At 70.5% G+C, this 22117-nt stretch carries 22 protein-coding genes and 1 tRNA gene; 11 read left to right on the top strand and 12 right to left on the bottom strand.

What is annotated here, in order from left to right; all coding sequences use genetic code 11:
- Window positions 1-59: 59 nt before the first annotated feature.
- From ACG2DA_RS04010 to ACG2DA_RS03980, 7 genes are all read right to left on the bottom strand, one after another.
- Complete coding sequence (locus ACG2DA_RS04010) at window positions 60-755, bottom strand: hypothetical protein (protein WP_395254180.1); 696 nt, start codon at window positions 753-755, stop codon at window positions 60-62.
- Between the two features lie 131 nt (window positions 756-886).
- Window positions 887-1150, bottom strand: a complete 264-nt coding sequence (locus ACG2DA_RS04005) for a MerR family transcriptional regulator (RefSeq protein WP_395254179.1) — start codon at window positions 1148-1150, stop codon at window positions 887-889.
- 307 nt (window positions 1151-1457) lie between these two features.
- Entirely contained in the window at window positions 1458-2234 is a 777-nt protein-coding gene (locus ACG2DA_RS04000; protein ID WP_395254178.1) for a DNA-methyltransferase, read from the bottom strand.
- 167 nt (window positions 2235-2401) lie between these two features.
- Window positions 2402-3055 carry a hypothetical protein gene (locus ACG2DA_RS03995; protein WP_395254177.1) on the bottom strand — a complete coding sequence of 218 codons (654 nt, stop codon included), beginning with the start codon at window positions 3053-3055 and terminating at the stop codon, window positions 2402-2404.
- Window positions 3056-3177: 122 nt separating this feature from the next.
- Window positions 3178-3690 carry a hypothetical protein gene (locus tag ACG2DA_RS03990; RefSeq protein WP_395254176.1) on the bottom strand — a complete coding sequence of 171 codons (513 nt, stop codon included), beginning with the start codon at window positions 3688-3690 and terminating at the stop codon, window positions 3178-3180.
- Window positions 3691-3918: 228 nt separating this feature from the next.
- A complete protein-coding gene (locus ACG2DA_RS03985; protein ID WP_395254175.1) occupies window positions 3919-5241 on the bottom strand; it encodes a DNA methyltransferase in 1323 nt (440 codons plus the stop codon).
- Window positions 5242-5742: 501 nt separating this feature from the next.
- A tRNA-Arg gene (locus ACG2DA_RS03980) sits at window positions 5743-5816 on the bottom strand.
- A gap of 242 nt (window positions 5817-6058) precedes the next feature.
- On the opposite strand from ACG2DA_RS03980, the gene msrA reads away from it, so the two are divergent.
- From msrA to ACG2DA_RS03960, 4 genes are all read left to right on the top strand, one after another.
- Window positions 6059-6553, top strand: coding sequence for a peptide-methionine (S)-S-oxide reductase MsrA (gene msrA, locus ACG2DA_RS03975; RefSeq protein ID WP_395254174.1), 495 nt, complete (start codon window positions 6059-6061; stop codon window positions 6551-6553).
- 112 nt (window positions 6554-6665) lie between these two features.
- Complete coding sequence (locus ACG2DA_RS03970) at window positions 6666-7106, top strand: hypothetical protein (RefSeq protein ID WP_395254173.1); 441 nt, start codon at window positions 6666-6668, stop codon at window positions 7104-7106.
- A 139-nt stretch (window positions 7107-7245) separates the two neighbouring features.
- Complete coding sequence (locus ACG2DA_RS03965; RefSeq protein ID WP_395254172.1) at window positions 7246-8247, top strand: RNA polymerase sigma factor; 1002 nt, start codon at window positions 7246-7248, stop codon at window positions 8245-8247.
- A 96-nt stretch (window positions 8248-8343) separates the two neighbouring features.
- On the top strand, window positions 8344-9066 hold the full coding sequence (locus ACG2DA_RS03960; protein WP_395254171.1) for a pyridoxamine 5'-phosphate oxidase family protein: 723 nt from the start codon (window positions 8344-8346) through the stop codon (window positions 9064-9066).
- Window positions 9067-9166: 100 nt separating this feature from the next.
- On the opposite strand, the gene ACG2DA_RS03955 is transcribed toward ACG2DA_RS03960, so the two are convergent.
- Window positions 9167-10402, bottom strand: coding sequence for a CNNM domain-containing protein (locus ACG2DA_RS03955; protein WP_395254170.1), 1236 nt, complete (start codon window positions 10400-10402; stop codon window positions 9167-9169).
- A 231-nt stretch (window positions 10403-10633) separates the two neighbouring features.
- Here ACG2DA_RS03955 and arsS point away from each other — a divergent pair, with 231 nt between their 5' ends.
- From arsS to ACG2DA_RS03940, 3 genes are all read left to right on the top strand, one after another.
- Window positions 10634-11719, top strand: coding sequence for an arsenosugar biosynthesis radical SAM (seleno)protein ArsS (gene arsS, locus ACG2DA_RS03950; protein WP_395254169.1), 1086 nt, complete (start codon window positions 10634-10636; stop codon window positions 11717-11719).
- The gene (locus ACG2DA_RS03945) at window positions 11716-12477 is read left to right on the top strand and encodes a TVP38/TMEM64 family protein (RefSeq protein ID WP_395254168.1); all 762 of its coding nucleotides are present in this window, start codon (window positions 11716-11718) and stop codon (window positions 12475-12477) included. The genes arsS and ACG2DA_RS03945 overlap by 4 nt, the downstream gene beginning before the upstream one ends.
- A gap of 168 nt (window positions 12478-12645) precedes the next feature.
- Complete coding sequence (locus ACG2DA_RS03940) at window positions 12646-14196, top strand: mercuric reductase (RefSeq protein ID WP_395254167.1); 1551 nt, start codon at window positions 12646-12648, stop codon at window positions 14194-14196.
- 85 nt (window positions 14197-14281) lie between these two features.
- Here the strand turns inward: ACG2DA_RS03940 and ACG2DA_RS03935 are convergent, their stop codons facing one another.
- From ACG2DA_RS03935 to ACG2DA_RS03925, 3 genes are all read right to left on the bottom strand, one after another.
- The gene (locus tag ACG2DA_RS03935; RefSeq protein WP_395254166.1) at window positions 14282-15274 is read right to left on the bottom strand and encodes a hypothetical protein; all 993 of its coding nucleotides are present in this window, start codon (window positions 15272-15274) and stop codon (window positions 14282-14284) included.
- A gap of 45 nt (window positions 15275-15319) precedes the next feature.
- Window positions 15320-15892, bottom strand: a complete 573-nt coding sequence (locus ACG2DA_RS03930; RefSeq protein ID WP_395254165.1) for a hypothetical protein — start codon at window positions 15890-15892, stop codon at window positions 15320-15322.
- Between the two features lie 300 nt (window positions 15893-16192).
- Window positions 16193-17296, bottom strand: coding sequence for an NAD(P)/FAD-dependent oxidoreductase (locus ACG2DA_RS03925; protein ID WP_395254164.1), 1104 nt, complete (start codon window positions 17294-17296; stop codon window positions 16193-16195).
- A gap of 166 nt (window positions 17297-17462) precedes the next feature.
- Between ACG2DA_RS03925 and ACG2DA_RS03920 the strand changes: the two genes are divergently transcribed.
- The 3 genes from ACG2DA_RS03920 to ACG2DA_RS03910 are packed head-to-tail and all read left to right on the top strand — an operon-like array spanning window position 17463 to window position 20306.
- Window positions 17463-18938 (top strand): lipopolysaccharide kinase InaA family protein, encoded by a 1476-nt coding sequence (locus ACG2DA_RS03920; RefSeq protein WP_395254163.1) that lies wholly within the window; start codon window positions 17463-17465, stop codon window positions 18936-18938.
- A complete protein-coding gene (locus tag ACG2DA_RS03915) occupies window positions 18938-19822 on the top strand; it encodes a hypothetical protein (RefSeq protein ID WP_395254162.1) in 885 nt (294 codons plus the stop codon). The genes ACG2DA_RS03920 and ACG2DA_RS03915 overlap by 1 nt, the downstream gene beginning before the upstream one ends.
- 22 nt (window positions 19823-19844) lie before the next feature.
- The gene (locus ACG2DA_RS03910) at window positions 19845-20306 is read left to right on the top strand and encodes a hypothetical protein (RefSeq protein ID WP_395254161.1); all 462 of its coding nucleotides are present in this window, start codon (window positions 19845-19847) and stop codon (window positions 20304-20306) included.
- A gap of 10 nt (window positions 20307-20316) precedes the next feature.
- On the opposite strand, the gene ACG2DA_RS03905 is transcribed toward ACG2DA_RS03910, so the two are convergent.
- A complete protein-coding gene (locus tag ACG2DA_RS03905) occupies window positions 20317-20973 on the bottom strand; it encodes a cyclase family protein (protein ID WP_395254160.1) in 657 nt (218 codons plus the stop codon).
- Window positions 20974-21080: 107 nt separating this feature from the next.
- Here ACG2DA_RS03905 and ACG2DA_RS03900 point away from each other — a divergent pair, with 107 nt between their 5' ends.
- Window positions 21081-22070, top strand: coding sequence for a glycerophosphodiester phosphodiesterase family protein (locus ACG2DA_RS03900; RefSeq protein ID WP_395254159.1), 990 nt, complete (start codon window positions 21081-21083; stop codon window positions 22068-22070).
- The last annotated feature ends 47 nt before the right edge of the window (window positions 22071-22117 follow it).

Here is a 22117-nt window from a genome sequence, read left to right as displayed (position 1 = left end):
CAACTCTGAGCAAGGAATGTAGCAACAGACTCGGCGACCTTAGCTTCAGTTGCGGTGCGTCAGGCGGGATGGCTTTCCGATAGTGGGGAGCAGATATCCTCAGGCGTCGAACCAAGTCCTGTCCGCCAATGGGGTTCGTGGTGATGCCAACCGACCCGCTTCCAGTAGGAGACCCAGCGGGGATTGGCAACCTCCTCCCGACTGACGGCCCCGGTCAGGATGCAATGGAAGGCCACCGGATCACGCATGACGTGCCGAATCTTGGCCTCCCAAATCTCCCTCGGAGTCTTCTTAAGGATCTCTTTGGTCGGCTTGTGGAAGAACTTCCCTACGTGGAACGTCGTCCGTTTCTCGTCCGTGCAATTCGTTCTCGCCTTGGAGACGTACCGGAAGACCGCCTCGCCGTTGTCGATCTTCTGGACGGACAGTCTGATCCGACGGCTCGGCACTCCCTGCCATTCGAGAAGTCCGACGAGCGTGCGTCGCAGCTTCGGCTTGTCGGGGTCGTCGTGCCACAGGAGGTGTAGGTGCGGTCGAACGGCCCGCTTCGTCTGCTCGATCTTGGCGAACGTGGCCGGGATCTCGCCCTTCCCGTGGGCCAGCGACAGCCCACGCCTCAACTTCGCCAGATCGAAATTGCACGAAATGTGCAGCGTCCCCCAGTATCGGATCGGGCGTTCCCTATTTTCTTTGTAGAGCAACCGCCACGTTCGAATCGCTTTCCTTCGGCAATTCTCGTCCTTCGTCCATCCCATGTCGTTCCTTCTTGAAGTGCGTCTATATTATGCCGAGAATGTCGGCGAAGACAATAGGCGTGTCGGGGATTTCGGCGTGCCTGTTCGTTCGTGTGTGTGATAGTTGCGGTATACTTGTTAGATAGATGGTTTCACTCTTGGCGGTCGTCGGGTTTCAGTTGCAAACTTGTAACTGCGGCGGGGGCGGGGCCCGAGGAACGATTGTCGGCTCGCAGATCGGGCGGGGGGACTTCGAAGTGTTCGGCCAGCCGCCGCACGTCGTCGGGCGAGAAAGCCCGCTTGTTCGAGATCCGGGCCGTCTCGGGGAGCAGACCGTTGTCCAGGGCGTAGCTGATCCTGTGTTTCCTGACGCCGAGCAGCCTGCTGACCTCGGCGAGTCCCATTAAGTCGTTCATGACGTCCTCCTTCGTTTTATTATGTATGCTTCGCCGTGCGAGCTTTCTCGTCGTGACTACGAGAAGAACGCAGGGGTAACGAAGCTGCGGTCTCGGCGGCCGACGGAAGACGGTCAGGCCGAGAGGGCGAGGCGTCGACGGCGGCGGCGGCAATACGGTCTAAGTCTTTGCGGCGTCGAAGCTTAACGGCAAACCCGTTCGAGGCGTTATTAAAGTTCCCGGACGGGAAGCGGCGGGCGGAACGGGCTCAAACGGTGCCCCCGCACCCGGCGGCGGTCGGCGGCCGGGCTGCGGGGGGCGTTAATAATCACGGCGTCGGCCCCCCGTCGTTCGTCCTCCCGCCCGACCGCCGAGATGCGGAGAGCCCGTTCGCCGCCTCCAAGCGGCCGGCGGCGAAGTCGTGGTACTCCCGGTTGACCTCGAAGCCGAGGTAACGCCGACCTTCGAGCGACGCCGCCTTGGCGGTCGTCCCTGATCCCGACATCGGATCCAGGACGAGCTGTCCGGGCCGAGACCAGGTGCGGATCACGTCCCGGGCGAGGGCCTCGGGCATCGTCGCCGGGTGAACCTTCGCCGCCCCGTCGGAGCTCCGGTTCCGCCGGTACGTCCAGACAGTCCCCCTCTTCCGGTACTCGGAGATCCGAACCGTCCGAGGGGCCGACCGCCGCCCGTCGGCGTCCCGGTCTCGGAAGACTCGCAACTTCCCGGCGTCACCGTTGGGGACGTCACGGATCGGCTCGAAGACGTCCGGCCGTCCTTTGGAGAATACGAACAGGTGCTGGATCGCCTGGCCGTACCGGAACGCAAATCGCCCGCCCGCCCGGGCGTCGATCGCCAGCGTCGTGTGCAGGCGAAAGCCCAACTCGAGGAAGTACAGGACTTGACGGTAGCTCTCGCCCGATTCGGCGCAGTCGGCGATCTGGTCTTGGACGTGCCAGCACACGACGCCGCCGGCGTCGACGACCCGCAGTAGCTCCCTCGCCATCGGCCGAAAGTAGAACGGGTGGCCGCCGTACTCCCGGATCGAGCCGAACGGGGGCGAAGTCACGACCAGCGGCACGGAGTCGTCCGGGAGGAGCCTCATTCCGGCCACGCCGCAGCCGTGAAACAGTGCGTTAACGTATTTTTCGATCATTCGTCGGGTCTCGCTTCGAAAAAATAGTCTTAGATATGGAAAATAAAAGACGGCGGCCGCCCTCGGGAGAGGAACGGCCGCCGGAAACAGCGGTGGTTGAAAAGCTCTTGGGCCGATCAGTCCGCCGGATCCAACTTGCTGCGGAGGTCGGCGAGGAGTTCGGCGATCCGGCCGATCTCGTCCGTGAGGCCCTCGGCGTCGCCGGCGTCGGGGGCGAACGCCCCCAGGGCGGCCCGGAGCTCCTCCGCAGCACGTCGCAGCCGGTCGAGCGACTCGGACGGGGGCGTCGTCCGGCGAGCCGAATCCAGATCGACCTTGCCGGCTCCCAGGGCTTCCTCCCCGGGATCCGACGTCGGCGGGGCGGCCGGATAAAGCTCCGAGTAAGCCCGCTCGATCAAACTCATGGTCTGCAAGTCGCCGCTCTCCACGACACGCCGCCAAGTATTCACCTGGGCCTCCGGGTCGCCTGCGAGTTCGTGGAGCCGGTGGGCCTGACCGACGTTCTTCGGCGGGGCGAGTCCGGCGGCCGAGAGCTCGTCCGCCACCTTCGAGGCCCGGATGTACCGGTAGACGGCGTGCGATTTCATGCCGAACCGATCCACGGCGTATTCGATGAATTTTCCCGGGTGCAGACCGTCGTCCTGGATTCGGCATAAGGCCCGGCCGATCTCGACGTACCCGCCGAGCCTCTCGTCGATGATTCGTTCTTGCTCGAGGAGGGTTTCGCCGGACGGGGCGGGGCGGGTCGGGGCGGCGTTAATGGCGGACATGTCGTTTCTCGTTTGAAAGGGATAAAAAGAAAGCCGCCTCGGCGGCGGCGAAGGGGAGAGAACCGGTCGGTCGAGCCGTCCGGGGCAGTGCGGGACGGCGAACGGACCGCCGTGGCAGGACCTCAAACGGCCCGGAGGGCGGTCGACGTCAGACACCGCCGCACGAACGCCCGCATCCGACCGTCACGGGACTTCCGGGCGAGGTGCTTCAGCGTCCGACGGATCTCCTTCGGCGGGTCCGAATCGGGACACAGGAACGTGTGCGGTTCGCCGTTCGGGCGGATCAGCACGCCGCCGGCGTATTCTCCCGACCGCATCACGGTCAGGAGTCGGGGCAGGTCACGGGCGTAATCCGTCGGGACGTCGGCGATCCCGATCGCACCGCCGGTCTCGAACACGACTCGGACGTGGGGCTCGCAGGGCTGGAAGCGACGGTGGCGGTGCGGGAGTTCGTGAACGACGGGGTAGATCTCGTGCCCTTCGCTTAAGAGCTCCCGGACGGCCTCGGGGCACAGCTGACGATTGAAGTCCCACTCGTCGCCCCGGTCGGCGATCTCCGTGAGGTGGTCGGGGCTCAGGTACGGTAGGGTCCTGGTCGAGTATTTCGGTTTACGGGTGTTGCGGCGGGGGTTCATGAAACGCTCCGGTCGAGGGAAAGAGTCGGGCTCGCCGCCCCGCTGACAGGGCGGCTTAACTGGGGCGTCCTTCGGGTCCGGAAACGGCCGAGGCCGAGCACCGCACCCAGCACGCCCCGACCCGCTTCCCGCACCGGTCGCCGCACGCTTCCCGTATCGTTTACGAACCCCCGGCCCGGGCCGAACGTCTCGCAGGCCCTGCGGCGGCGGCCCGAACGCCCGTCGTCGCTAAGCGGAGAGTTCCTGCGCCCCCGGTCGGCCGGGTCGGCCGAGGGAGAGGTCGGCGGCGGGGCGGGGCGGGCCTTCCCGCCGCAGCCGCTCCTGGGCGACCCCTACAGCTTCGAGATCGACGTCGCCGCCGACGAACCGCCGGCCGTTCCGCAGGCAGGCGACGGCGGTCGTGCCCGACCCGGCGCAGGGGTCGCAGACGAGGTCGCCGGGGTCGGAGAACGACAGGAGCCAGTGCTCCACGTCCGCCAGCGGCTTCTGCCAGGGGTGGAGCTCCTGCTCCGCCCGTTCGTTATGAAAAGCGTTGTACCATCTGGTCGTCCGGTTCCAGTCACCCTTCGAGAGGATCAGGAGAGGCACGCCTTGCGTGACGCACTGGACTTGCTGAAGGACAGGCCCGTCGCCCCGCCACGATGAGAAAGCGGTCGCCCGATATTCGAGCCGGCGGGACAGTTCCGCCACGGCCCGGGCCAACTGGACGACGCCGACGTAGGCGGCGAAAACCCCGCCGTCACGGAGCGTCCGGGCTGCGAACTCCGCCAGGTCTCCGAAGCGGTCGAGAAACCCGCCGCCGTAGGGTACGTCGGTCAGGATCAGGTCGAGCGAGCCGGGCCCGATGCCGGCGGCCGCCTCGAGTTCCCCGAAGTCGGCGTGGTGGAGACGGACGGGGGCGTCGGCGTCCGGCGTGCGATACGCCCCGGCCGCCCCGGCCAGGCGTGATTTCGCTTTGGCCGCCCGCTCGACCTGCTTCAGGCTGAGCGGCCGCCGGGGGGCGTCCTCGCCGAGGCTTCTCAGGGCGGCCCCGGCCCGCTCCGTCTGGCGGGCCCGCTCGGTGTACACCTTCGCCGTGCGGTAGGACTTGCCGTCCCGCCCCCGGAAGCTCGTCAGGTGCGGAATTTCCCCGCCTGCGACTAAGTCGTTCCGCACCGACCGCACCGTCCGGCCGGTGGTGCCGAGGATTTCCGCCAGCCAGCGGTTCGACAGCTCGGGCGTCCGCCGGAGCTCGGCGGCGACGACGGCCCGGAGTTGTTTCCGGGTGACCTTCCGCCGGACGAGGTTCAGCAGCAGCGAGTGGTCTCGCTTCTGTTCTTCCGTCAGCCCGGCCAGCGTGATCGTCGGCACGTTGCGGAGGCGGAGCTCCCGGCACGCCCGTGATCGGTGGTGGCCGTCGATGATTATCCCGTGCTCGTCCTTGATCACCGGCACGAGCACGCCGTGACGCCGGATCGATTCCTTCAGGGCGTCGAACTCCCAGGCCGCCAGATCCGGCATCAGCTGGAACGGGGCGTCCCGGTCGGACGTCGGGGCGGTTCGGCTCTGCATCGCTCGTCTCCGGTGGGAAACGAGCCTAGCCCGGGGGGCGGGCCCGGGTCCAGCGGCTGCCCCCGTTACGTCCTCCCGACCCAGGAGCGGCCGCCGGTTGAGCGATCCTGGGGGCCGATCTCGCCCGAGTCGCCCGGAGAGACTCAGCGACACCGTTGCAAAATTTGAAAAAGGTCGTCGGGCGGTGCGTCGTGCCGCCGTTCTCGACATGGGGCGGCGGTCGACCCGCCACGCTCACCGGATCGTTTCGACTCTTCTCGAAACGCTCTCGGTTCGACCGAACGCCGACGGCCGATCGGCGGCAGAGCGGATCGCTCGACCGCAGCCCCTGGACACGTTCCCCGGCCAGTTCGGGCGTGGGTTCTCGGCGAGCACGGAGGCGACTCCGGCCTGCGGCAGATCGCACCGTCCTACCCGCCGTCGGCCCGGAGAAACGTCTCACGGAAAGTCTCACGTCGGCAACTGTCTCACGCCGACGGCTGTTTCACCCTTGTTTTCTAGTATCCCCGAGAGGATTCGAACCTCTGACCTTCGGCTCCGGAAACCGACGCTCTATCCAGCTGAGCTACGGGGACGCGTCCCTGGCGGGACGATACCCGACCGGTTCGAGTCCGAACCGGGCGGTTCGGAAACGGGCGGTCGGGCCGGTCGGACAGTCTCACCCGGCGGGGCGGCGCTGTCAACGTCGCGTCCGACACCGAACGCCGGCTCGGGGTTCGCTCCCGCCCGCCGCCCGACGATTCCCGCCGTTCCCGCCGCCCGGCGGTTCCGGTCGGGGAACCGGTTATCATTTGCCCCGGCCCACGGAGAGAACCCCATGACCGACGCCTCGTCCCCCGACACCGAAACCGCCACCTTCGCCGCCGGATGCTTCTGGGGCGTGGAGGACGCGTTCCGCAAGACCCCCGGCGTGCTCGACGCCGTCTCCGGCTACACCGGCGGGCACACCGAAAACCCCTCCTACGAGGACGTCTGTTACCGCGACACCGGCCACGCCGAGGCCGTCGAGGTCACCTTCGACCCGTCGAAGGTCAGCTACGAGCAACTCCTCCAACAGTTTCGGGAGTTGCACGATCCCACGCAGGTGAACCGACAGGGGCCGGACGTGGGCAGCCAGTACCGCAGCGCGATCTTCACCCACTCCCCGGAACAGCAGGCCGCCGCCGAGGCGTGGAAACAGCGGCTGAACGACTCCGGCACGCTGCCGCGGCCCGTCGCCACGCAGATCGTCCCCGCCGAGACCTTCTACCGGGCCGAGGAGTACCACCAGCGGTACTTCGAAAAAACCGGCCGCGGCGCCTGCCATCTGTGATGCCGGTTCGCGGACGTCGGATTGCGGATGCCGGATTCGGGATGGGAGCGAATCCGCACCGTGATGCGGCGCTTGCCCATCCGACACCCCAAGTCCGCAATCCCATATCTCCATGCCCCTCATCGGCAACAAGATCCTCGAGCACGATCTGCGGGCGTGGCTCGATGAGCAGGGCCACTACGGCCGCAGCGCCGAGGTGGAGGAACTGGAACTGGTCGCCGTGCAGCGACCCGGTTGGGTGCAGGTGTTTCGGTTCCGGGTGCGGGCGAAGAACCGGGAGACCGGCGAATGGGACGCCCTCCGCGGTCTGGCCCGGGACGACGAACGGGCCAAGCGGAGGGCTGACCGCACCGCCTACCGGCTCACCCTCGACGACGCGGCGCACGAGGCGGCTTTCGCGGAGTGGAGCGATGGGCTGCTGACGCTTCGGAGGGCGAAGGCCGACGGCGACCGCCCGGGGGCGACGGCGGGCGGGGGAGCCTTCGCGGCGGCGGCGCTGGCGGTCGGCGGGCTGCTGGTCGCCGGGGCGGTCGCGGCGGCCCGCTGGCTCTGAGCGGCGCCCCCCCGGCCGGCGCGACCCGTCGCCGCAGGGGATTGCGTTCCAAGAGGTTGCGGGATTCGGTGAGCGCCCCGGGGCCCCGGCGGCGTTACGCTGGCGTCCCGTTGCCGAGTCGGAGCCTGGAGAACCGCCGATGATCGCCGCCCCCGCCGCCCGGCTCCCCGGTTCCCGACGGCCCGACGCCGACGGGGCGCTGCACGAACTGTCTGACCGGGCCCTGCTGGTGCGGTTCGCGGAGCGTCGGGACGAGGCGGCGTTCGCCGAGTTGGTCGAACGGTACGGCCCGCTGGTGGCGGGGGCGGGGCGCCGCACGATCCGCGGGCCGGGCGGGGCCGCGGACGCCGACGACGCCCTGCAGGCGACCTTTCTTTCGCTGGCCCGCAACGCGTCCAAGCTGGCCGACCGCATGGGGCCGAACCGCTCGCTGGGCGGGTGGCTGTACCGGGTGGCGGTGAACGCGACGTTGCAGGAGAAACGCAGCGACGTGGCCCGCCGCCGCCGGGAGCGGACCGTCGCCCGGGAACGGTTCGGCTCGCCCTCCGCCCCGCGGGCGTCGGGGGCGACGGCGCCGGCCCGGGCGGAGCGGAACGAGGAACTGGACGCCCTGGAGGAGGAGCTCGCCGCGCTGCCGCCGACCGAACGGGGCGCCGTGGTGCTCTGCCACCTGCGGGGCCGCACGCAGAAGGAGGCGGCGAAGGAACTGGGGGTGCCGTTCGGCACGTTCCGGCGCCGGCTCGACGCCGCCCGGGAGCGCCTGCGGGACCGTCTGGAGGCCCGCGGGGTGACGCTCGGGGCCGCGGCGCTGGCCGGGCTGTTGCTGGACGCCGGACGGGCCTGCGGGGGGACGATCCACGCGGCGGAAGCGGCGGCGATCGCCGCGGACGTGAGCCGTCGCCTGCCCCCGCCGCACGTGCTGGCCCCGCGGGCCCCGATCGAACCGACCCCGCCGGTCGGGCGGCCGGTGGCGCTCTCTTGGGAGCCGCTCCTCACCGCCGCGGCGGGCTTGATCGTGGCGGCGTTGGCGGCGGTGGGGCTGTTCGACCTGCTGGGCGGCGGGTTCGCCGAGGATCCCCCGCCTCCGCCGGCCCCCACGATCGCTCAGCCGGACCGCTACGACGCCGGCGGGATGATGTGATCCGCCCGCCGCCCCGCCCGCGCCGACGCGACGAACGGGGGGTGAGCGGAAAGAGAGGGCGTGACGCACGCGGCTCGCTCGGTAGGATCGACGGCGATGTCGCATGCCGAGTCCACCACGGACGTCCCGTCGTCTCCCTCGGAGAAGTCTCCGTACCCCTCGGATCGCGAGGCGCCCACCGACGATCTGGACCGCATTCTCACGGACCTGTGGGAGCGGCTCAGCGACGCGGCGGCCCGCTCCCGGCCGGCCTTCCACATTCCCGTGCTGGCCACGATCCGTCAGGGGCCGCACGGCTTGGAGCCGTCCGCCCGGAAGGTCGTGCTGCGGCATGCCCGACGCGGCCCGGATCTTCACACCGGCCGCGACGGGGGCTCCGACGGGGGCGGCGTGATCGGTTGCCACACGGACGCGCTGGGGCCGAAGGTCGCGGAGGTGCGGGCCAACCCTCGCGTCGCCTGGACGTTCTATGATCCGCGGGCCAAGCTCCAGGTGCGGGCGAGCGGGACCGCGGAGGTTCAGACGGACGGCACGATGGTCGACGCCGCCTGGGCGGCCACCAAGCCCTCGGCCCGCCGCTGCTACCTCGCCCCGCACGTCCCCGGCCTGCCGACCGCCGCCCCGGAGCCGAACCTGCCCGCGGCCGTCCGCAAGCGGAACCCCACGCCGGCCGAAAGCGAACCCGGTCGGGCCCAGTTCGCCGTGTTGCGCACCGCGGTGGACACGCTGGACTGGCTGCACCTTCATCACGCCGGCCACCGTCGGGCCCAGTTTCACTGGGGGGACGGCGAATGGCGGGGCACCTGGGCGGCGGTCTAAGTTCATACCAGCCCGATGCGCAAGCATCGGCCGGCAACCGGACGACGGACGGCCGAAGCTTGCGCTCCGGGCTGGTACCGAACCGGTCGCCGATGCGGACTTACACCGGCTGGGGTTCGACGACGGCGTCGTCGGCCGGCGGCTCCTCCGAGGGGGGGCTCTCGACGGTCGGATCGCCCGGGGCCGCGGAGCCCGCCGGAGCGGCGTCGTTCGACAGCACGATGCCCAGCCGTTTGGCCCGCTGCTCCCACTTGCGGCGGGCGAGCTTCTGCATGTCCGGGGCGGCGTCGTGCTCGTCCACGATTTCCAGGCCCAACAGCGTTTCGATCAGGTCCTCGAGCGTGACGACCCCGTCCAGCCCGCCGAAGCGGTCCGTGACCGCGGCGATGTGCGACCCGCCGCCCAGCAGCAGATCGGACAGTTCCGACAGCGTCGCCTCGTCCCGCACGGTGGTCAGGTCGCGGCGGAACTCGGACAGCCGTTTGCCTCCCTCGCCCCGGGCCCGGGCGAGCAGCAGATCGTTGCGATGGACGAACCCGGTCACCTCGTCCAACTTGTCTTTATAGATCGGCAACCGGGAGACGGGGATCTCCGGGTTCCGCTCGAACAGTTCGTCCGCGGTGAGGTCCTGCGGGAAGGCGATGACCACGGTGCGGGGCGTCATCACGTCGGCGGCGGTCAGTTCGCGAAACCGCAGCAGGTTGGCGAAAATGCGGCTCTCGGATTTCTCAAGATTGCCGCTCTGGGCGCCGAGCGTGGCCATCGCGGCGATCTCCTCCCGCGTGACGACCCCGTGCGTGCCTCCCGGGGAGATCAACTTGGCCAGCCCGTCCGAGAGCAACACCAGCGGATACATCGCCCAGATCAGCCAACTGACGAACGTGCCCATCGTCGGGGCCAGCGCCCGCCAATAGGTGGCGCCGATCGTCTTGGGAATGATCTCGGACAGCACGAGGATCAGCAGGGTGAGCACGGCGCTGGTGGCGCCGACGTACTGGCTGCCGAAGTACGCCGCCGATTCGGCCCCCACGCCGGCGGCTCCCACGGTGTGGGCGATGGTGTTCAAACTGAGAATCGCCGCCAGCGGGCGGTCCACGTTTTTCTTCAGGCGGGTCAGCGTCTCCGCCCCCTTCGCCTCCCGGTCCCGCAGTTGGGCGATATAGCTGGGCGTGACCGACAGCAGCACCGCCTCGGCGATGCTGCACAGGAAGCTGAACCCGATCGCCACGCACAGGTAGACGATCAGCAGAACCGGGCTGTCCGTACTTTCGACGCCCTCCAGGTCCACCGGCCCCGCAAACGCCAGGATCGGGCAGGCGAAGTTCAACGGCGACACGGCGACGGAGCGGGGGAGGAACGGGCAGGACGAGGCGGCGAACCTTGGTCAGTCTAGCGACCCGGGACGTTCGCTTCCGCCCCCGGAGTCCGATCGCACCCCGGCGAACCCGGAGCGACGCCTCCGTTGACGACCCCGCCGGCGAGACTACGGTGACCCGAACCGACCGTTCCCCGTTTGCCGCGTGCCCCGTTGGCCCAATCGCCCCCGCGGGTCCCGTCGTCGCCGCGGGTGAAGACGCTCGCCCGCCGCGGGCACGCCCTGGCCGACCCCGCGGCCCAGTTGCGGGTGCTCTCCGGCCCCCCGCCGCGGCCCGCCGGGGCGTCCGACGACGAACCGCCCGGTCCGGCCGCGGACTTCGCCGCCGCCCTCGCCGACGCCGGCCTGCCGCCGCTGACGGCCGCCTCGCTGGACACCCTGCAGGTGAACGTCGGCAAATTGTGCAACATGACCTGCGCCCACTGCCACGTGGACGCCGGCCCGGACCGCAAGGCGGAAAATATGTCCGCCGCCACCGCCGACGCGGTGTTGGAGTTATTGAAGGTCTCCGGCGCCGGCACGCTGGACCTCACCGGCGGGGCCCCGGAGATGAACCCGCACTTCCGCCGACTCGTGCAGACCGCTCGGGACCTCGGCCGGCACGTGATCGACCGCTGCAACCTCACCATTTTGACGGCGAAGGGGTACGAGGACCTGCCGGCGTTTCTCGCCGAACGCGGCGTGGAGATCGTCGCCTCGCTGCCCTGCTACACGGCTGAGAACTGCGACGCCCAGCGCGGCGACGGCGCGTTTATGAAGAGCGTCGCCGCCCTTCGGTTGCTGAACGAATTGGGGTACGGGATCGACCCGGCGCTGCCGCTCACGCTGGTCTACAACCCCGTCGGTCCCTCGCTGCCGCCCCCGCAGGGCGCTTTGGAAGCGGACTATCAGGCCCGTTTAAAAGAGGACTTCGGCGTCCGGTTCACCCGGCTGTTCACGATCACGAATATGCCGATCTCGCGGTTCCTCGATCACCTGCTGGAGACCGGCCGCTACGGCGAATACATGGAGAAGCTGACGGCCGCCTTCAATCCCGCCGCCGTCGCCGGGGTGATGTGCCGCACGACGCTCAGCGTGAACTGGGACGGGGCTCTCTCCGACTGCGATTTTAATCAGATGCTCTCCCTCCCGCTGGCGGATCGGCGGGTCCGCAATATACACGACGCCCCGCCGGCGGAGTTGTTGGAAGCGGTCTTGAATCGGCCGGTCGTCACCGGGGCGCACTGCTTCGGCTGCACGGCCGGGGCCGGCAGCGGCTGCACGGGGGCGATCCTGTGACGCCGGGGGCCGCCCCTCGCCGCCGGGCCTGGGCGAAGCCGGCGGCGCTCGCGATTCTGACGGCGGCCGCGGCGGGGTTGTATTGGGCCTACGGCGACCGGTTGGAAAAGGAGCGCGTCGCCGACCTGATCGAAAGCCGGCAATCGGCCCTGGTCGGTTGGGGCCGGGCCCGTCCGTTCCTCCTGCCGTGGGTCGCCTGGGGGGGATATACCGTCGGGGCGATCCTGCCGATCGCGTCGTTCCTCACCCTCGCGATCGGCTGGTATTTTCGGCTGGTCTACGGCCCCTGGCTGGGGATGGGGCTGGGCCTGCTGGTCGTCTCCTTCGGCTCCACCGCCGCGGCGACGCTGTCGTTTCTGGCGAGTCGCTTTTTTCTCGGCGACGCGATCCGGCGGCGCTTCCCCGACCGGGTGGCGAAGTTCGACGAGAGCCTGAAGCGGGAGGGGCCGTTTTATTTATTCGCCCTCCGCCTCATCCCCGCGGCGCCGTTCTGGCTGGTCAACGTCGGCATGGGCCTCACGCCGATCCGCGTGCGGACCTATTGGTGGGTGAGCCAACTCGGCATGCTGCCGGGCACGGCGGCGTTCGTATTCGTCGGTTCCCAATTGCCCGGGGTGCGGGAGATCGCGGAGCAGAACCTCTTCGAACTGCTTTGGCCCGGCCCGCTCCTCGCGTTCGCCCTGCTGGCGGCGCTCCCGTGGGCGGCCCGCTTCCTGTTGAAGAGGTTTCGCCCCGAGTCGCCCCCGGCCGCCGAGTGAGAATGCTGTTTCAGTACCAGCCCGAATCGTCAGCGAGGGCCGCGGGCGCCGCCCGCCCCCGCGGGGCGGCAGGCCTCGCTGACGCTTCGGGTTGGTGTTGCTTACGGTTTTGAAACCGCTTCTCAGCGCCCTCCTTCGCAACCGCCCTGAACCGCTGAGGCCGCCGTCATGTCCGCCCTCGCCGCCCTTCAGCCGCTCGACGAGCACAACCGCCTGCTGCAAAGCCGGGTGCGCCCGACGGATTGGACGAACCCCACACCGGACGGCCGGTATAACGTGGTGATCGTCGGCGCCGGGACCGCGGGGCTGGTGACGGCCGGCATCGCTGCGTCGCTGGGGGCGAAGACGGCGTTGATCGAACGCGGCCTCATGGGCGGCGATTGCCTGAACGTCGGCTGCGTGCCCAGCAAAGCCCTGATCCGCAGCGCCCGCTGCGTCGCGGAGGTGCGGGACGCCGGCGGGTTCGGGGTGCACGTCGAGAATTATACGATCGACTTCCCGCAAATTATGGAACGGCTGCGTTCAATACGGGCGGGCATCAGTCCCGCGGACAGCGCCGCGAAATTTCGCGATCAATACGGGGCGGACGTGTATCTCGGCGAGGCGACCTTCACGGGGGCCGACTCGCTCACGGTCGTTGGCGACGACGGAGCGAAGCGGGAATTAACGTTCGCCAAAGCCGCGATTTGCACCGGCGCCCGGGCCGCGGCCCCGCCGATCGAGGGGTTGGAGGAGGCCGGCTACCTCACCAACGAAACCGTGTTCAGCCTCACCGAATTACCGGAGAGCCTGATCGTGCTGGGCGGCGGGCCGATCGGTTGCGAACTGGCCCAGTGCTTCGCCCGGTTCGGCTCGCGGGTGACGCTGGTTCAACGCGGCTCCCGGTTGCTTCCCCACGACGACCCGGACGCCGCCGCCGTGGTGCGGGCGGCGCTGGAACGCGACGGCGTGACGATCCGCACCGACAGCGAGGCCGCCCGCGTCGAAGCGACCGCCGACGGCAAAACGGTGCACCTAAAAGACGGGGGGAGCGTCACGGCGGCGGCGCTCCTCGTCGGCGTCGGCCGTCAGCCGAACGTGGACGGCCTCGGACTGGAGGCCGCCGGGGTGAAGTACGACCTGAAAACCGGCGTGGAGGTGGACGACAATTTAAAAACCTCCAATCCGCGGGTCTACGCCGCGGGGGACGTGTGCAGCAAACTCAAATTCACTCACGCCGCGGATTTTCAGGCCCGCACGCTGATCCGCAACGCGGTGGCCCCCCGCGTGCCGCTGATCGGCGGGGCGAAGGCAAGCGAACTGGTGATCCCGTGGTGCACCTACACCTCCCCCGAACTGGCCCACGTCGGCCTGACGCCGCAGCGGGCGCAGGAGCGGGGCGTCGAGCTCGACACCTTGGAACAACCCTTCGCCGAGGTGGACCGGGCCGTGCTGGAGAGCCCGACCGGCGACCCGCCCGGGTTCGCCCGGGTGCATCTCAAGAAGGGCACGGACCGGATCGTCGGGGCCACGATCGTGGGCGAGTCCGCCGGAAATTTGATTTCCCAATTCAGCCTCGCGATGACGCACGGCGTGGGGCTGTCGAAGTTCGCCTCGACGATTTATCCCTATCCCACGGAGGCGGAGGCGGTCCGGAAGCTCGGCGACGCCTACAATCGCCGAAAGCTGACGCCGACGGCGAAGCAGGCGTTCGGCGTCTGGTTTCGTTGGAAGCGGTAGCCCGACGAATTCTCAGTCGATTTATAAGAAACGACCCCGGCCGGGGGGCCGGGGTCGCGTGGACATCGGACGAAGGGGCCGGGGATCAGTTCCGGCGGTCGTCGTTCATGTTCCGCCGTTCCTTCTGGCCGCGGGCGTCGGTGTAGACGGACTGGCCGTCGCTGTAGACGCGGGAGGCGATCAGGGCGGGCTCGTCGTTGATCGAGCCGGGGCGGGCGATCAGGGAGACCTCGTCGCCCTGCTCGATGTTCAGCGAGGCGAGCGCCCGCTGCGGGCCAAGGTTCGCGGTCACTTCGCGGCCGCTGACCAGCCGCATTTCGGCGACGACGGACTCGCCGGTCTGGCCGCGGAACTGCCGGGTCTTCAGGCCGGTCACCTCGCCTTTGACGCGGCGGAGGCCGGAGGGCTTGGGGCGGTCGATCTGCACGGTCTTGCCGTCGCTGGTCACCTTGGTGGCCAGCAGCATGGCGCGGTCGTTAATCCGGCCGCGGCGGCCTTCCACGTCGACGGGGTCGCCTTCGGTCAACTTCAGCGCTTCGACCTGGGCGACGGGACCGAAGTCCACCTTGGCGACGGAGCCGCGATCCGTCTTCACGCGGCCGACCATATGCGGTCCGCCGTAGCCGGGCAGTTCGACTTCCATCAGGTTCGTCAGTTCGCCGTCGACCTTGCGGGGGCGCCGGTTCATCCGGTCCATCCGCTGCCGGCTGGCGTCGCGGGCGGCGACGTAGTCGAGGGCGTAGATCGTTTCGACGGCGTCGATCCGGCCGTCGCCGTCGTAGTCGGCGCCGGCGCTGATAAAGCCGGTCGGCTTGAGCAGAGCGGCGTTCCGCTGCGCGGTGCGGTCGGCCTGCATCGGCCCGCCGCGTCGCATTCGCTCGCCGGATCGGCTCCGGTCGCGGTCGGCACGGTCGGTGCGGTCGCGGTCAGGACGCTGGACGCCATCAAAACGCTCGACGCGATTGGGACGGTCGACGTTCTGCCGGCGTGTCGGCCGCTCCTGGGCGTTCAGCAGGGGGGCGGAGCCGACGGCGACGGCGAGGGCGGCGGCGGAGAGGGTGAATTTGGGAGTCTTCATAAGGATTCCTGTCGTACGGTGGGAGATATTGGCGGGGCGGGCGGTTCAGTCGTCGAGGGCCTCTTCGACGGCCTCGCGGCGTTCCTCACGCAACTCGAGTCGTTCTTCCCGCAGTTCGCGGCGGGTCTCGCGGACCTCTTCATACTCGTCGTCGTCGTACCACTCGTCGAACAGGCCGTCGTCGTCGAAGGCGTCGTCGCTGTAATACGAGTCGTAGGCGTAAGCGCCGTAGCCGTCTTCGTATTCGCCGAATCCGTAGTCGTCGTCGTAGTACTCGCCGTAGTTGTCGGCGTATTCGCCGTAGTCGCCGACGCCGTCGTAGTACGAGCCGTAATAGGAGTCGGCGTAAGAATCGTCGTAGTCGGGGCCGTAATAGTCGCCGAGGTCGTAGTTCCCGTCGCCGTAGTAGCCGTAATCCTGATAGCCGTAGTCGCCGTAGCCGTACCCGCCGAAGCCGTAGCCGAAGCCGCCGGGGTTATAGCCGTACGAGGCGTCGTAGCCGAAGCCGAAGGGCGAGCCGTAACCGTAGTACCCGTACTGGGCGGACGCGGTCGGGGCCGCGAACGCGAGGGCCAGGGTCGCGGCGGCGGCGATTAAAAGCCGTTGAGCGCTTCTCATCAGGATCTCCTTTGAACTGCAACACGAAGGGGACGAAATCCGCCGCCCGCTCAAACCGGGCGACGTGCGACGGCCGTGCGGCGACGATTCGCCGGGCCGCTCTTCCAACGGAAAAGAGTTTGACGGGCGACGGAAGAATTCGCTCGGGGAGAAGGTCGCGCCGTGCCGGAGGGCCGCTCACCTCCCCCCCGGGGGAACGCCCTCGCGGAGATCTCCCCGCGGGAAAAGCCCCGCCGGTTCAATGCGGGTTCGTCCCGCAAGTGGTTGAAGCTCGATGCGCGCCCGCCGAGGGTTCGCCGGTCAGGCCGCCGCCCGTTCCGCCAGCGCCAGGCCGGAGAGGAACGCCCCCTCGACCCGGCCGCCCACGCACCAGTCCCCCGCGGCGCCCAGCCCGGCGGCGGGGTCGTACAGGCATTCGCCCGCCCCGTCGATCAGCGCCGCGGTTTTGACGTGGGCGAACCGCCAGCGGTGGGCGGATTGAAACGTCGGGGCCGGCAGCGTCTCGCCGGTCGCGTTCTGAACGAGGGCCGTGAAGGCCGCGATTAACTCCGGCGCCACGGCCGCGGGGTCGCGGTCGACGTTCGCGTCGGACCAGTCGGCTTTGGCGTGCAGCGTCCACCGCTCCGGCGACGGCGGCCGGCCGGGCTTGGAGGCCTCCCGGGCCGCCCACGCCAGCGGGTTCGGGGTCCCGTCCGGCAGGCGGTCGTCGTTCAGGAAAGCTCCGTCGAAGGGAAGTTCCGGGGCGGCGTCGAAGGCCAACAGAGCCGCCCAGCAGGCCTGATGTTCCGCCCGTCGCACCGTCGCGGTCAGGTCGGTGTGACCGTCGAGCAACGCCGCCGTCTGCGGGGCCGGGGCGGTGACGAGAACCTGCGCAAACGCCCCGGCCGGCGGTCCCGCCTCGACGTGCAGCGTCCAGCCGGCGCCGGTTCGCTCCAGGGCCGTCACGCGGCGGTCGGCGTGAACCGTCAGCCCCTCGGCAAGGCGGCGGGGCAGGGCGTTCATCGTCGGCACGCCGACCAGCAGACCGGGCGTCTCCTTCACCTCGAACCGGTCGCCCTCCACCGCGGCGAGGCGGCCGGTCCACGGGGCGACCACGCCCTCGGCCCGCCAGTCGTCCACGTGTGGGGCGAAACGGTCGTCTTTGACGGTGAAGTACTGCGCCCCGTGATCGAACGGCAGGGCGGCGCCGGAGCCCGGTTCCTCCCGCCGCGTGCAGGCCCGGCCGCCGACGCCGCGGCCCTTGTCGAACACCGTCACGATCCGCCCCGCGGCGTGCAGCGCGCGGGCGCAGGCCAACCCGGCCAACCCGGCCCCCACCACGGCGATCCCGCCGGCGGCGGGTTCTCCGGCGGCGGGTTCTCCGGCGGCGGGTTCTCCGGCGGCGGGGGCGGGACGGGCGGGCATGCGGGACTGTAGACGGCCCCCGCCCGCCGACACCCGGGGGGGCGGACCGCCGCGCGCGAATCGCCCTTGTCGATTTCGGCGACGCTGTGTGAGGATGACGGGTTCCCACGTCCGGGCGGCTCCGTCCGGCGGTTCGATCCCGTCGCTTCGCGGTTTCCCTCGCCCCATGTCCGCCCAGCCGCTCCCCGCCGGCCCCGCGGACGGGCTGCGGCCGGTCCGGGACGCGGCGGGCGTGTGGCGGGTCGCGGAGGGGTGGAAGGAGGCGCTGCTCGGCCCGGACGGCCCGCCGCTGGCGCGGTGGCGGGAGGAGGGACGGCTGGAACCCGTGAAGCGGTCGCGGCACCGCACTGTTTGGCGGGTGCGGTTGGAACCGGGGGCGGACGGGGCGGACCGGATCGCGTATCTCAAAATCGCCGCCGGAGGGCGGGGCGGCGGACTGCGGGCGTTGGTCGATCCCGGGCGGCCGTTCCGAGAGGCCCGGGCGGCGATGCGGGTCGCCGCGGCGGGAGTGGCGACGGCCGCCCCGCTGTTGGCCGGGCGGTTCGCCTGGAATGCCGAGCCGCTGCGGCTCGACGGGTTCGACGCCGGCCCCCGCGGCCGTCGCGGCCCGGCCCGGGCGCTGATCACCGCCTCGGTCGAACCGGCCGTGCCGCTGCCGGAGGCGCTCGCCGTCGCGGACCGGCTCAGCCCGGACGTGCGGCGGGCGGTAACGGTCGCGGTCGCCGGGGCCGTCGCCAAACTGCACGCCGCGGGGCTGTTCCCGGGCGATCTGCACCCCGGCAACCTGTTTTTGAAGGGTCTCGAACCGACCGCCGACGGCTTCGCCCTGACCGGAACCGAGCCGGAACCGGTGCTGATCGATCTTTCCCCGCTGCACCTCCGCCGCGGCTGGCCGGGGCGGCGGGGCCGCATCGCCGCGTCGCTGGGGATGCTGGCCCACGGGGTGGCCGGCGAGAGTTCTCCCGCCGACCGCCTGCGGTTCCTCACGGCTCATCGGGCGGCGTTGGGCGAGGCGACGGGGGCGGATCCCCCGGCGCTGCTGGGCGATTGGCGGGCGTGGGCGAGGCTCGTGGAGAACGTGCGGGAGACCGAATCGCGGCAGCGGCACGCCCGCCGCGACCGCCACTGGCGGCGGGGCTGTCGGGGGATGCGGATGTTCGACGCCGAGACCCGCTGCGTCGCCGACCTGACCGACGAGGAGGCCGCTCGGCTGCTCGCCGCGACCGGGCAGGGGCCGATGGAGATCGACGGGCGGGCGGTGCGGCTCGTGCGGCGGTCGCCGCAGGCGGTACGGGACGGGTGGGAGGTCGGCCACGCGCTGCGGCGGCGGGGCGTGCCGGCCGCGGAGCCGCTGCTCTGCCAGCAGGAACGCCACGCCGGCCTGCTGGCGCTCGCCGCCGGCCGTCCGTTCGACCCGTCTCCGGAGCGACGCGACGAGGCCGCTCGGCTGTGTGAACGGCTGCGGGCCTGCGGGTACACGCTCGACGGCCCGCGGGCTGAGGATTTTCAGCTCGACGACGAGGGCGCCGTCATGCTGGCGAACCCCGCCGACCTGCGGCCCGCCGGCCGCGACGAGGCGGCGCCGGTGCCGACCTTCCATCCGCCCGCCGTTCCCGTCCCCCTCCGGCAGCGGGCCGCCTGATGCGCGTCGCCTCTCCTCCCGCCGCCCGCTCCCGCCTCGCGGCCCTCGGGCTGCTCTGTTGTGCGGCACTCGGCAGCGGCTGCGCGAGCTTCACCGGCGGGGCGGATGAGGCGACCGGATTCGCCTCCGCCGGGCTCGCCCCGCTGACCGGCCCGCCCACGCCGTCGCGGCATTCCGTGCGGGTGGAGAACCTGATCGTCAAAAGCGATTCGGAACTCGCCGACGACGACCCGCTGATCGCCGACCTCCGCCGGCTGCGGCAGGACGTCACCGCCGCCCTCGACCTGCCGGAGGCGACGAAGGACGTGACGGTCTTCCTGTTCGCTGACGAACCGGCCTACCGGGCGTTCCTCGAATACCGTCACCCCGGCCTGCCGCCGCGGCGGGCCTACTTCGTGGGGACGGGCACGGCGTTGCACGTGTACGCCTACCTTGGCGACCGCACCGCGGAGGACCTCCGGCACGAAACCGTCCACGGCCTGCTGCACGCCAGCCTGCCCGGCGTCCCGCTGTGGTTGGACGAGGGGCTGGCGGAGTACTTCGAAACCCCGACGCCGGGGGCGATCAACGGCGACTACCCGGAGCTGCTGGCCCGGGCCGTGGCGAACGGCTGGCGGCCGGACCTGGCCCGGCTGGAGGCGATGGACGACTTCGCCGCCCTCTCCCGGCAGGACTACGCCGAAAGCTGGGCCTGGGTGCACCTGATGATGAGCGGCGACCGCACCGTGCTGCTGGACCACCTCGCCTCGCTGGGCCCCGGCGGCGTCAGCCCGGTCAGCCTGACGGCCCGGCTCTCCGCCGACCGCCCCAGCGCCCCCGGCCCGCTGCTGACGGCCCACGTCGCCACGCTGCTGGGCTCCGGCGTCCTGCACGCCGGACGGTGAGCGACGGCGTTAGGATAACGGCGTGACGGCCGAACCCGACGACGACCCCGTAGCCTCCTTCGTCGTTCGCCGCCCCCTCACGGCGGCGGGCGTCCCCGGGCTGACGATGGCCGCCGCGATGCTCGCGCTGCTGCTCTCCAACGGCGGGCCGGTTGGGCCGGGGTCGCCCGATTGGTGGCTGGAACTCGGGATGATCGGGTTCGGGCCGGTTCTGGCGTTCGTCGTCGTCGGGATCGTGCTGTCGGCCGAGACGAACGCGTTCCTCTGGATCGTCGGGGCGTGCGGCGTGCTGTTGCTCGGGGCCTGCGGGACGGTGGGGCTGGCGGCGTTTTACGGCGTGGACCTGGCGCGAACCGGGGGGCCGTGGTGGGTCGGGGCGGGGTTACTCGTGCTGCAACTCTCGCTGGCCGGCGGGGCCGTGCTGGCCCTGATCCTCGCTGGGCTCGGGTGGTGCGCCCGGTTCGTCCGGCCGCCGGAGAAGTGACCGGCCGCTCTTACCACTGCGCCCAGGCCCGGCAGGGGGCGCCGTCGGCGTCGGCGAGGGGGAGCGGGGGGCAGGCGAAGGTGAACCCGCTCGCCGGCAGCGCCGAGAGGTCCGCCAAGTTCTCCACGATCAGCAGCCCGGCCTCCAGCAGGATGTGGTGGATCGGAAAGCGGACCGCCCCCACCGGGTCCGGGCTGCACACGTCCAGTCCCACGCCCCGCAGGCGGCCGCCGTTCGATTCGGCCAGCTTCGCCAACCGCTTCGCCGCCGGCGAGGCGAGCACGGGGATTTCGTTGAAGTAGGACCGCTCCCCCCACTCCGCCGCCCGGCCGGTGCGGATCAGCAGGAACGCGGCCTCCTTCAGCGGCTCGGCGATTTCCGTCAGCAGATCGGTCCCGATGGTCGCCCCCGGGGGCAGGTCGGTCACGTCCAGCACGCAGGCCGGGCCGAGGAAGTGTTCGATCGGGAACCCGTCCAGCGGGCGGGCCTCCGGCAGCATGTGGGCGGGGGCGTCCAGATGCGTGCCGGTGTGCGAAAGCATCGTCACCTCCCGCTCGCGGTAGCCGTCCGGCTGGTAGTCGGCCGCCGGCTGGAAGGTCGGCGGGTCGTCGCCGGGATAGGCCGGCATCCCGGGGCGGATCGGGTGGGAGAGATCGACGAACGGCATCGGACGGGGCGGGGGCGAACTTCACCGGGGATTCACGCAGGACGAGCCGCATGAGGATACCGTGCGGCGCCGTTCGGTCCCCCCGCCTCGCCCCCGACGCCCGCACCGTGTTCGCCCCCGTCCTGCTCGCCGTCTGTCTGACCCCGGCCTTCGCTGAGGTTCGCCCCGTTCCGGCGCCGATCGTGATCGCCCACCGCGGCGCCAGCGGGCTGTTGCCGGAGCACACCACGCAGGCGGTCGCCGCCGCTCACGCGCTGGGGGCGGATTATATTGAACAGGACGTCGTGCTGACCCGCGACGGCGTGCCGATCGTGCTGCACGACTTGCATCTGGACGCCACCACGAACGTCGCCGAGGCCTTCCCGGACCGGGCCGCGGACGCCCCCCCGGGCCGCCGCTATTCGGCCCTCGACTTCACCCTCGCCGAGATCAAAACGCTGCGGGTCTCCGAGCGCTTCGACCCCCGCACCGGCCGGGCCGTCTTCCCGAACCGCTTCCCCCCGCACACCGGCGCCTTCGAGGTGCCCACGCTGGCGGAGGAACTGGACCTGATTGCCGGCCTGAACGCCGCCTCCGGCCGCAACGTGGGCGTCTACCCCGAATTGAAACGTCCCGCGGAGCACGCCGCCGCCGGGCAGGACCTCGCCGCCGCCGTCCTCAAGACGCTGGCGGAACGCGGTTATACGACCCGCGAAGACCGTTGCTTCCTCCAGTGCTTCGATCTGGATGAATTAAAGCGGGTGCGGAACGAGTTGGAGAGCGAATTGAACCTCGTGTACCTCACCGGTTCGGCGCCGGCGAGCGAAGCGGAGTGGGCGGAGATCGCCGCCGTCTGCGACGGCCTCGGCCCGGCCTGGCCGGCGGTGGTGCGGTGGGAGGACGGCGCCTACCGCTCGACCGGCCTGGCGGAGCGGGCCCGGGCCGCCGGGCTGGCGGTGCACCCCTGGACCGCCCGGTTCGACGCGATGCCCGCCGGCCAGAGCGGCGAGGCCGGCTTCGCCGCCCTGCACGCCGCTCTGATCGACGCCGGAGCGACCGGGCTGTTCTCCGACTTCCCGGGCCGCTCCGTCCGGCTGCTCCGCCGCGAGTCGCCGTAGGCCGGCGGGGAGGGTTGCGTTCGGCGCGGGGGCGAGGATCGTACGGC

The sequence above is a fragment of the Alienimonas sp. DA493 genome (assembly GCF_043951915.1).
Lineage (GTDB): Bacteria > Planctomycetota > Planctomycetia > Planctomycetales > Planctomycetaceae > Alienimonas.
This window is presented reverse-complemented; position numbering and strand designations above follow the sequence as displayed.

What these genes read in the sequence shown, in the direction of transcription:
- ACG2DA_RS03965 (WP_395254172.1), top strand. Translation starts at nt 7,246, where the DNA reads ATGATCGCCGCCCCCGCCGCCCGGCTCCCCGGTTCCCGACGGCCCGAC.
- ACG2DA_RS03985 (WP_395254175.1), bottom strand. Translation starts at nt 5,241, where the DNA reads ATGCAGAGCCGAACCGCCCCGACGTCCGACCGGGACGCCCCGTTCCAG.
- ACG2DA_RS03905 (WP_395254160.1), bottom strand. Translation starts at nt 20,973, where the DNA reads ATGCCGTTCGTCGATCTCTCCCACCCGATCCGCCCCGGGATGCCGGCC.
- ACG2DA_RS03915 (WP_395254162.1), top strand. Translation starts at nt 18,938, where the DNA reads ATGCGCGTCGCCTCTCCTCCCGCCGCCCGCTCCCGCCTCGCGGCCCTC.
- ACG2DA_RS03960 (WP_395254171.1), top strand. Translation starts at nt 8,344, where the DNA reads ATGTCGCATGCCGAGTCCACCACGGACGTCCCGTCGTCTCCCTCGGAG.
- ACG2DA_RS03940 (WP_395254167.1), top strand. Translation starts at nt 12,646, where the DNA reads ATGTCCGCCCTCGCCGCCCTTCAGCCGCTCGACGAGCACAACCGCCTG.
- ACG2DA_RS03990 (WP_395254176.1), bottom strand. Translation starts at nt 3,690, where the DNA reads ATGAACCCCCGCCGCAACACCCGTAAACCGAAATACTCGACCAGGACC.
- ACG2DA_RS04000 (WP_395254178.1), bottom strand. Translation starts at nt 2,234, where the DNA reads ATGAGGCTCCTCCCGGACGACTCCGTGCCGCTGGTCGTGACTTCGCCC.
- ACG2DA_RS03970 (WP_395254173.1), top strand. Translation starts at nt 6,666, where the DNA reads ATGCCCCTCATCGGCAACAAGATCCTCGAGCACGATCTGCGGGCGTGG.
- ACG2DA_RS04010 (WP_395254180.1), bottom strand. Translation starts at nt 755, where the DNA reads ATGGGATGGACGAAGGACGAGAATTGCCGAAGGAAAGCGATTCGAACG.
- ACG2DA_RS03995 (WP_395254177.1), bottom strand. Translation starts at nt 3,055, where the DNA reads ATGTCCGCCATTAACGCCGCCCCGACCCGCCCCGCCCCGTCCGGCGAA.
- ACG2DA_RS03920 (WP_395254163.1), top strand. Translation starts at nt 17,463, where the DNA reads ATGTCCGCCCAGCCGCTCCCCGCCGGCCCCGCGGACGGGCTGCGGCCG.
- ACG2DA_RS03930 (WP_395254165.1), bottom strand. Translation starts at nt 15,892, where the DNA reads ATGAGAAGCGCTCAACGGCTTTTAATCGCCGCCGCCGCGACCCTGGCC.
- ACG2DA_RS03935 (WP_395254166.1), bottom strand. Translation starts at nt 15,274, where the DNA reads ATGAAGACTCCCAAATTCACCCTCTCCGCCGCCGCCCTCGCCGTCGCC.
- ACG2DA_RS04005 (WP_395254179.1), bottom strand. Translation starts at nt 1,150, where the DNA reads ATGAACGACTTAATGGGACTCGCCGAGGTCAGCAGGCTGCTCGGCGTC.
- msrA (WP_395254174.1), top strand. Translation starts at nt 6,059, where the DNA reads ATGACCGACGCCTCGTCCCCCGACACCGAAACCGCCACCTTCGCCGCC.
- ACG2DA_RS03925 (WP_395254164.1), bottom strand. Translation starts at nt 17,296, where the DNA reads ATGCCCGCCCGTCCCGCCCCCGCCGCCGGAGAACCCGCCGCCGGAGAA.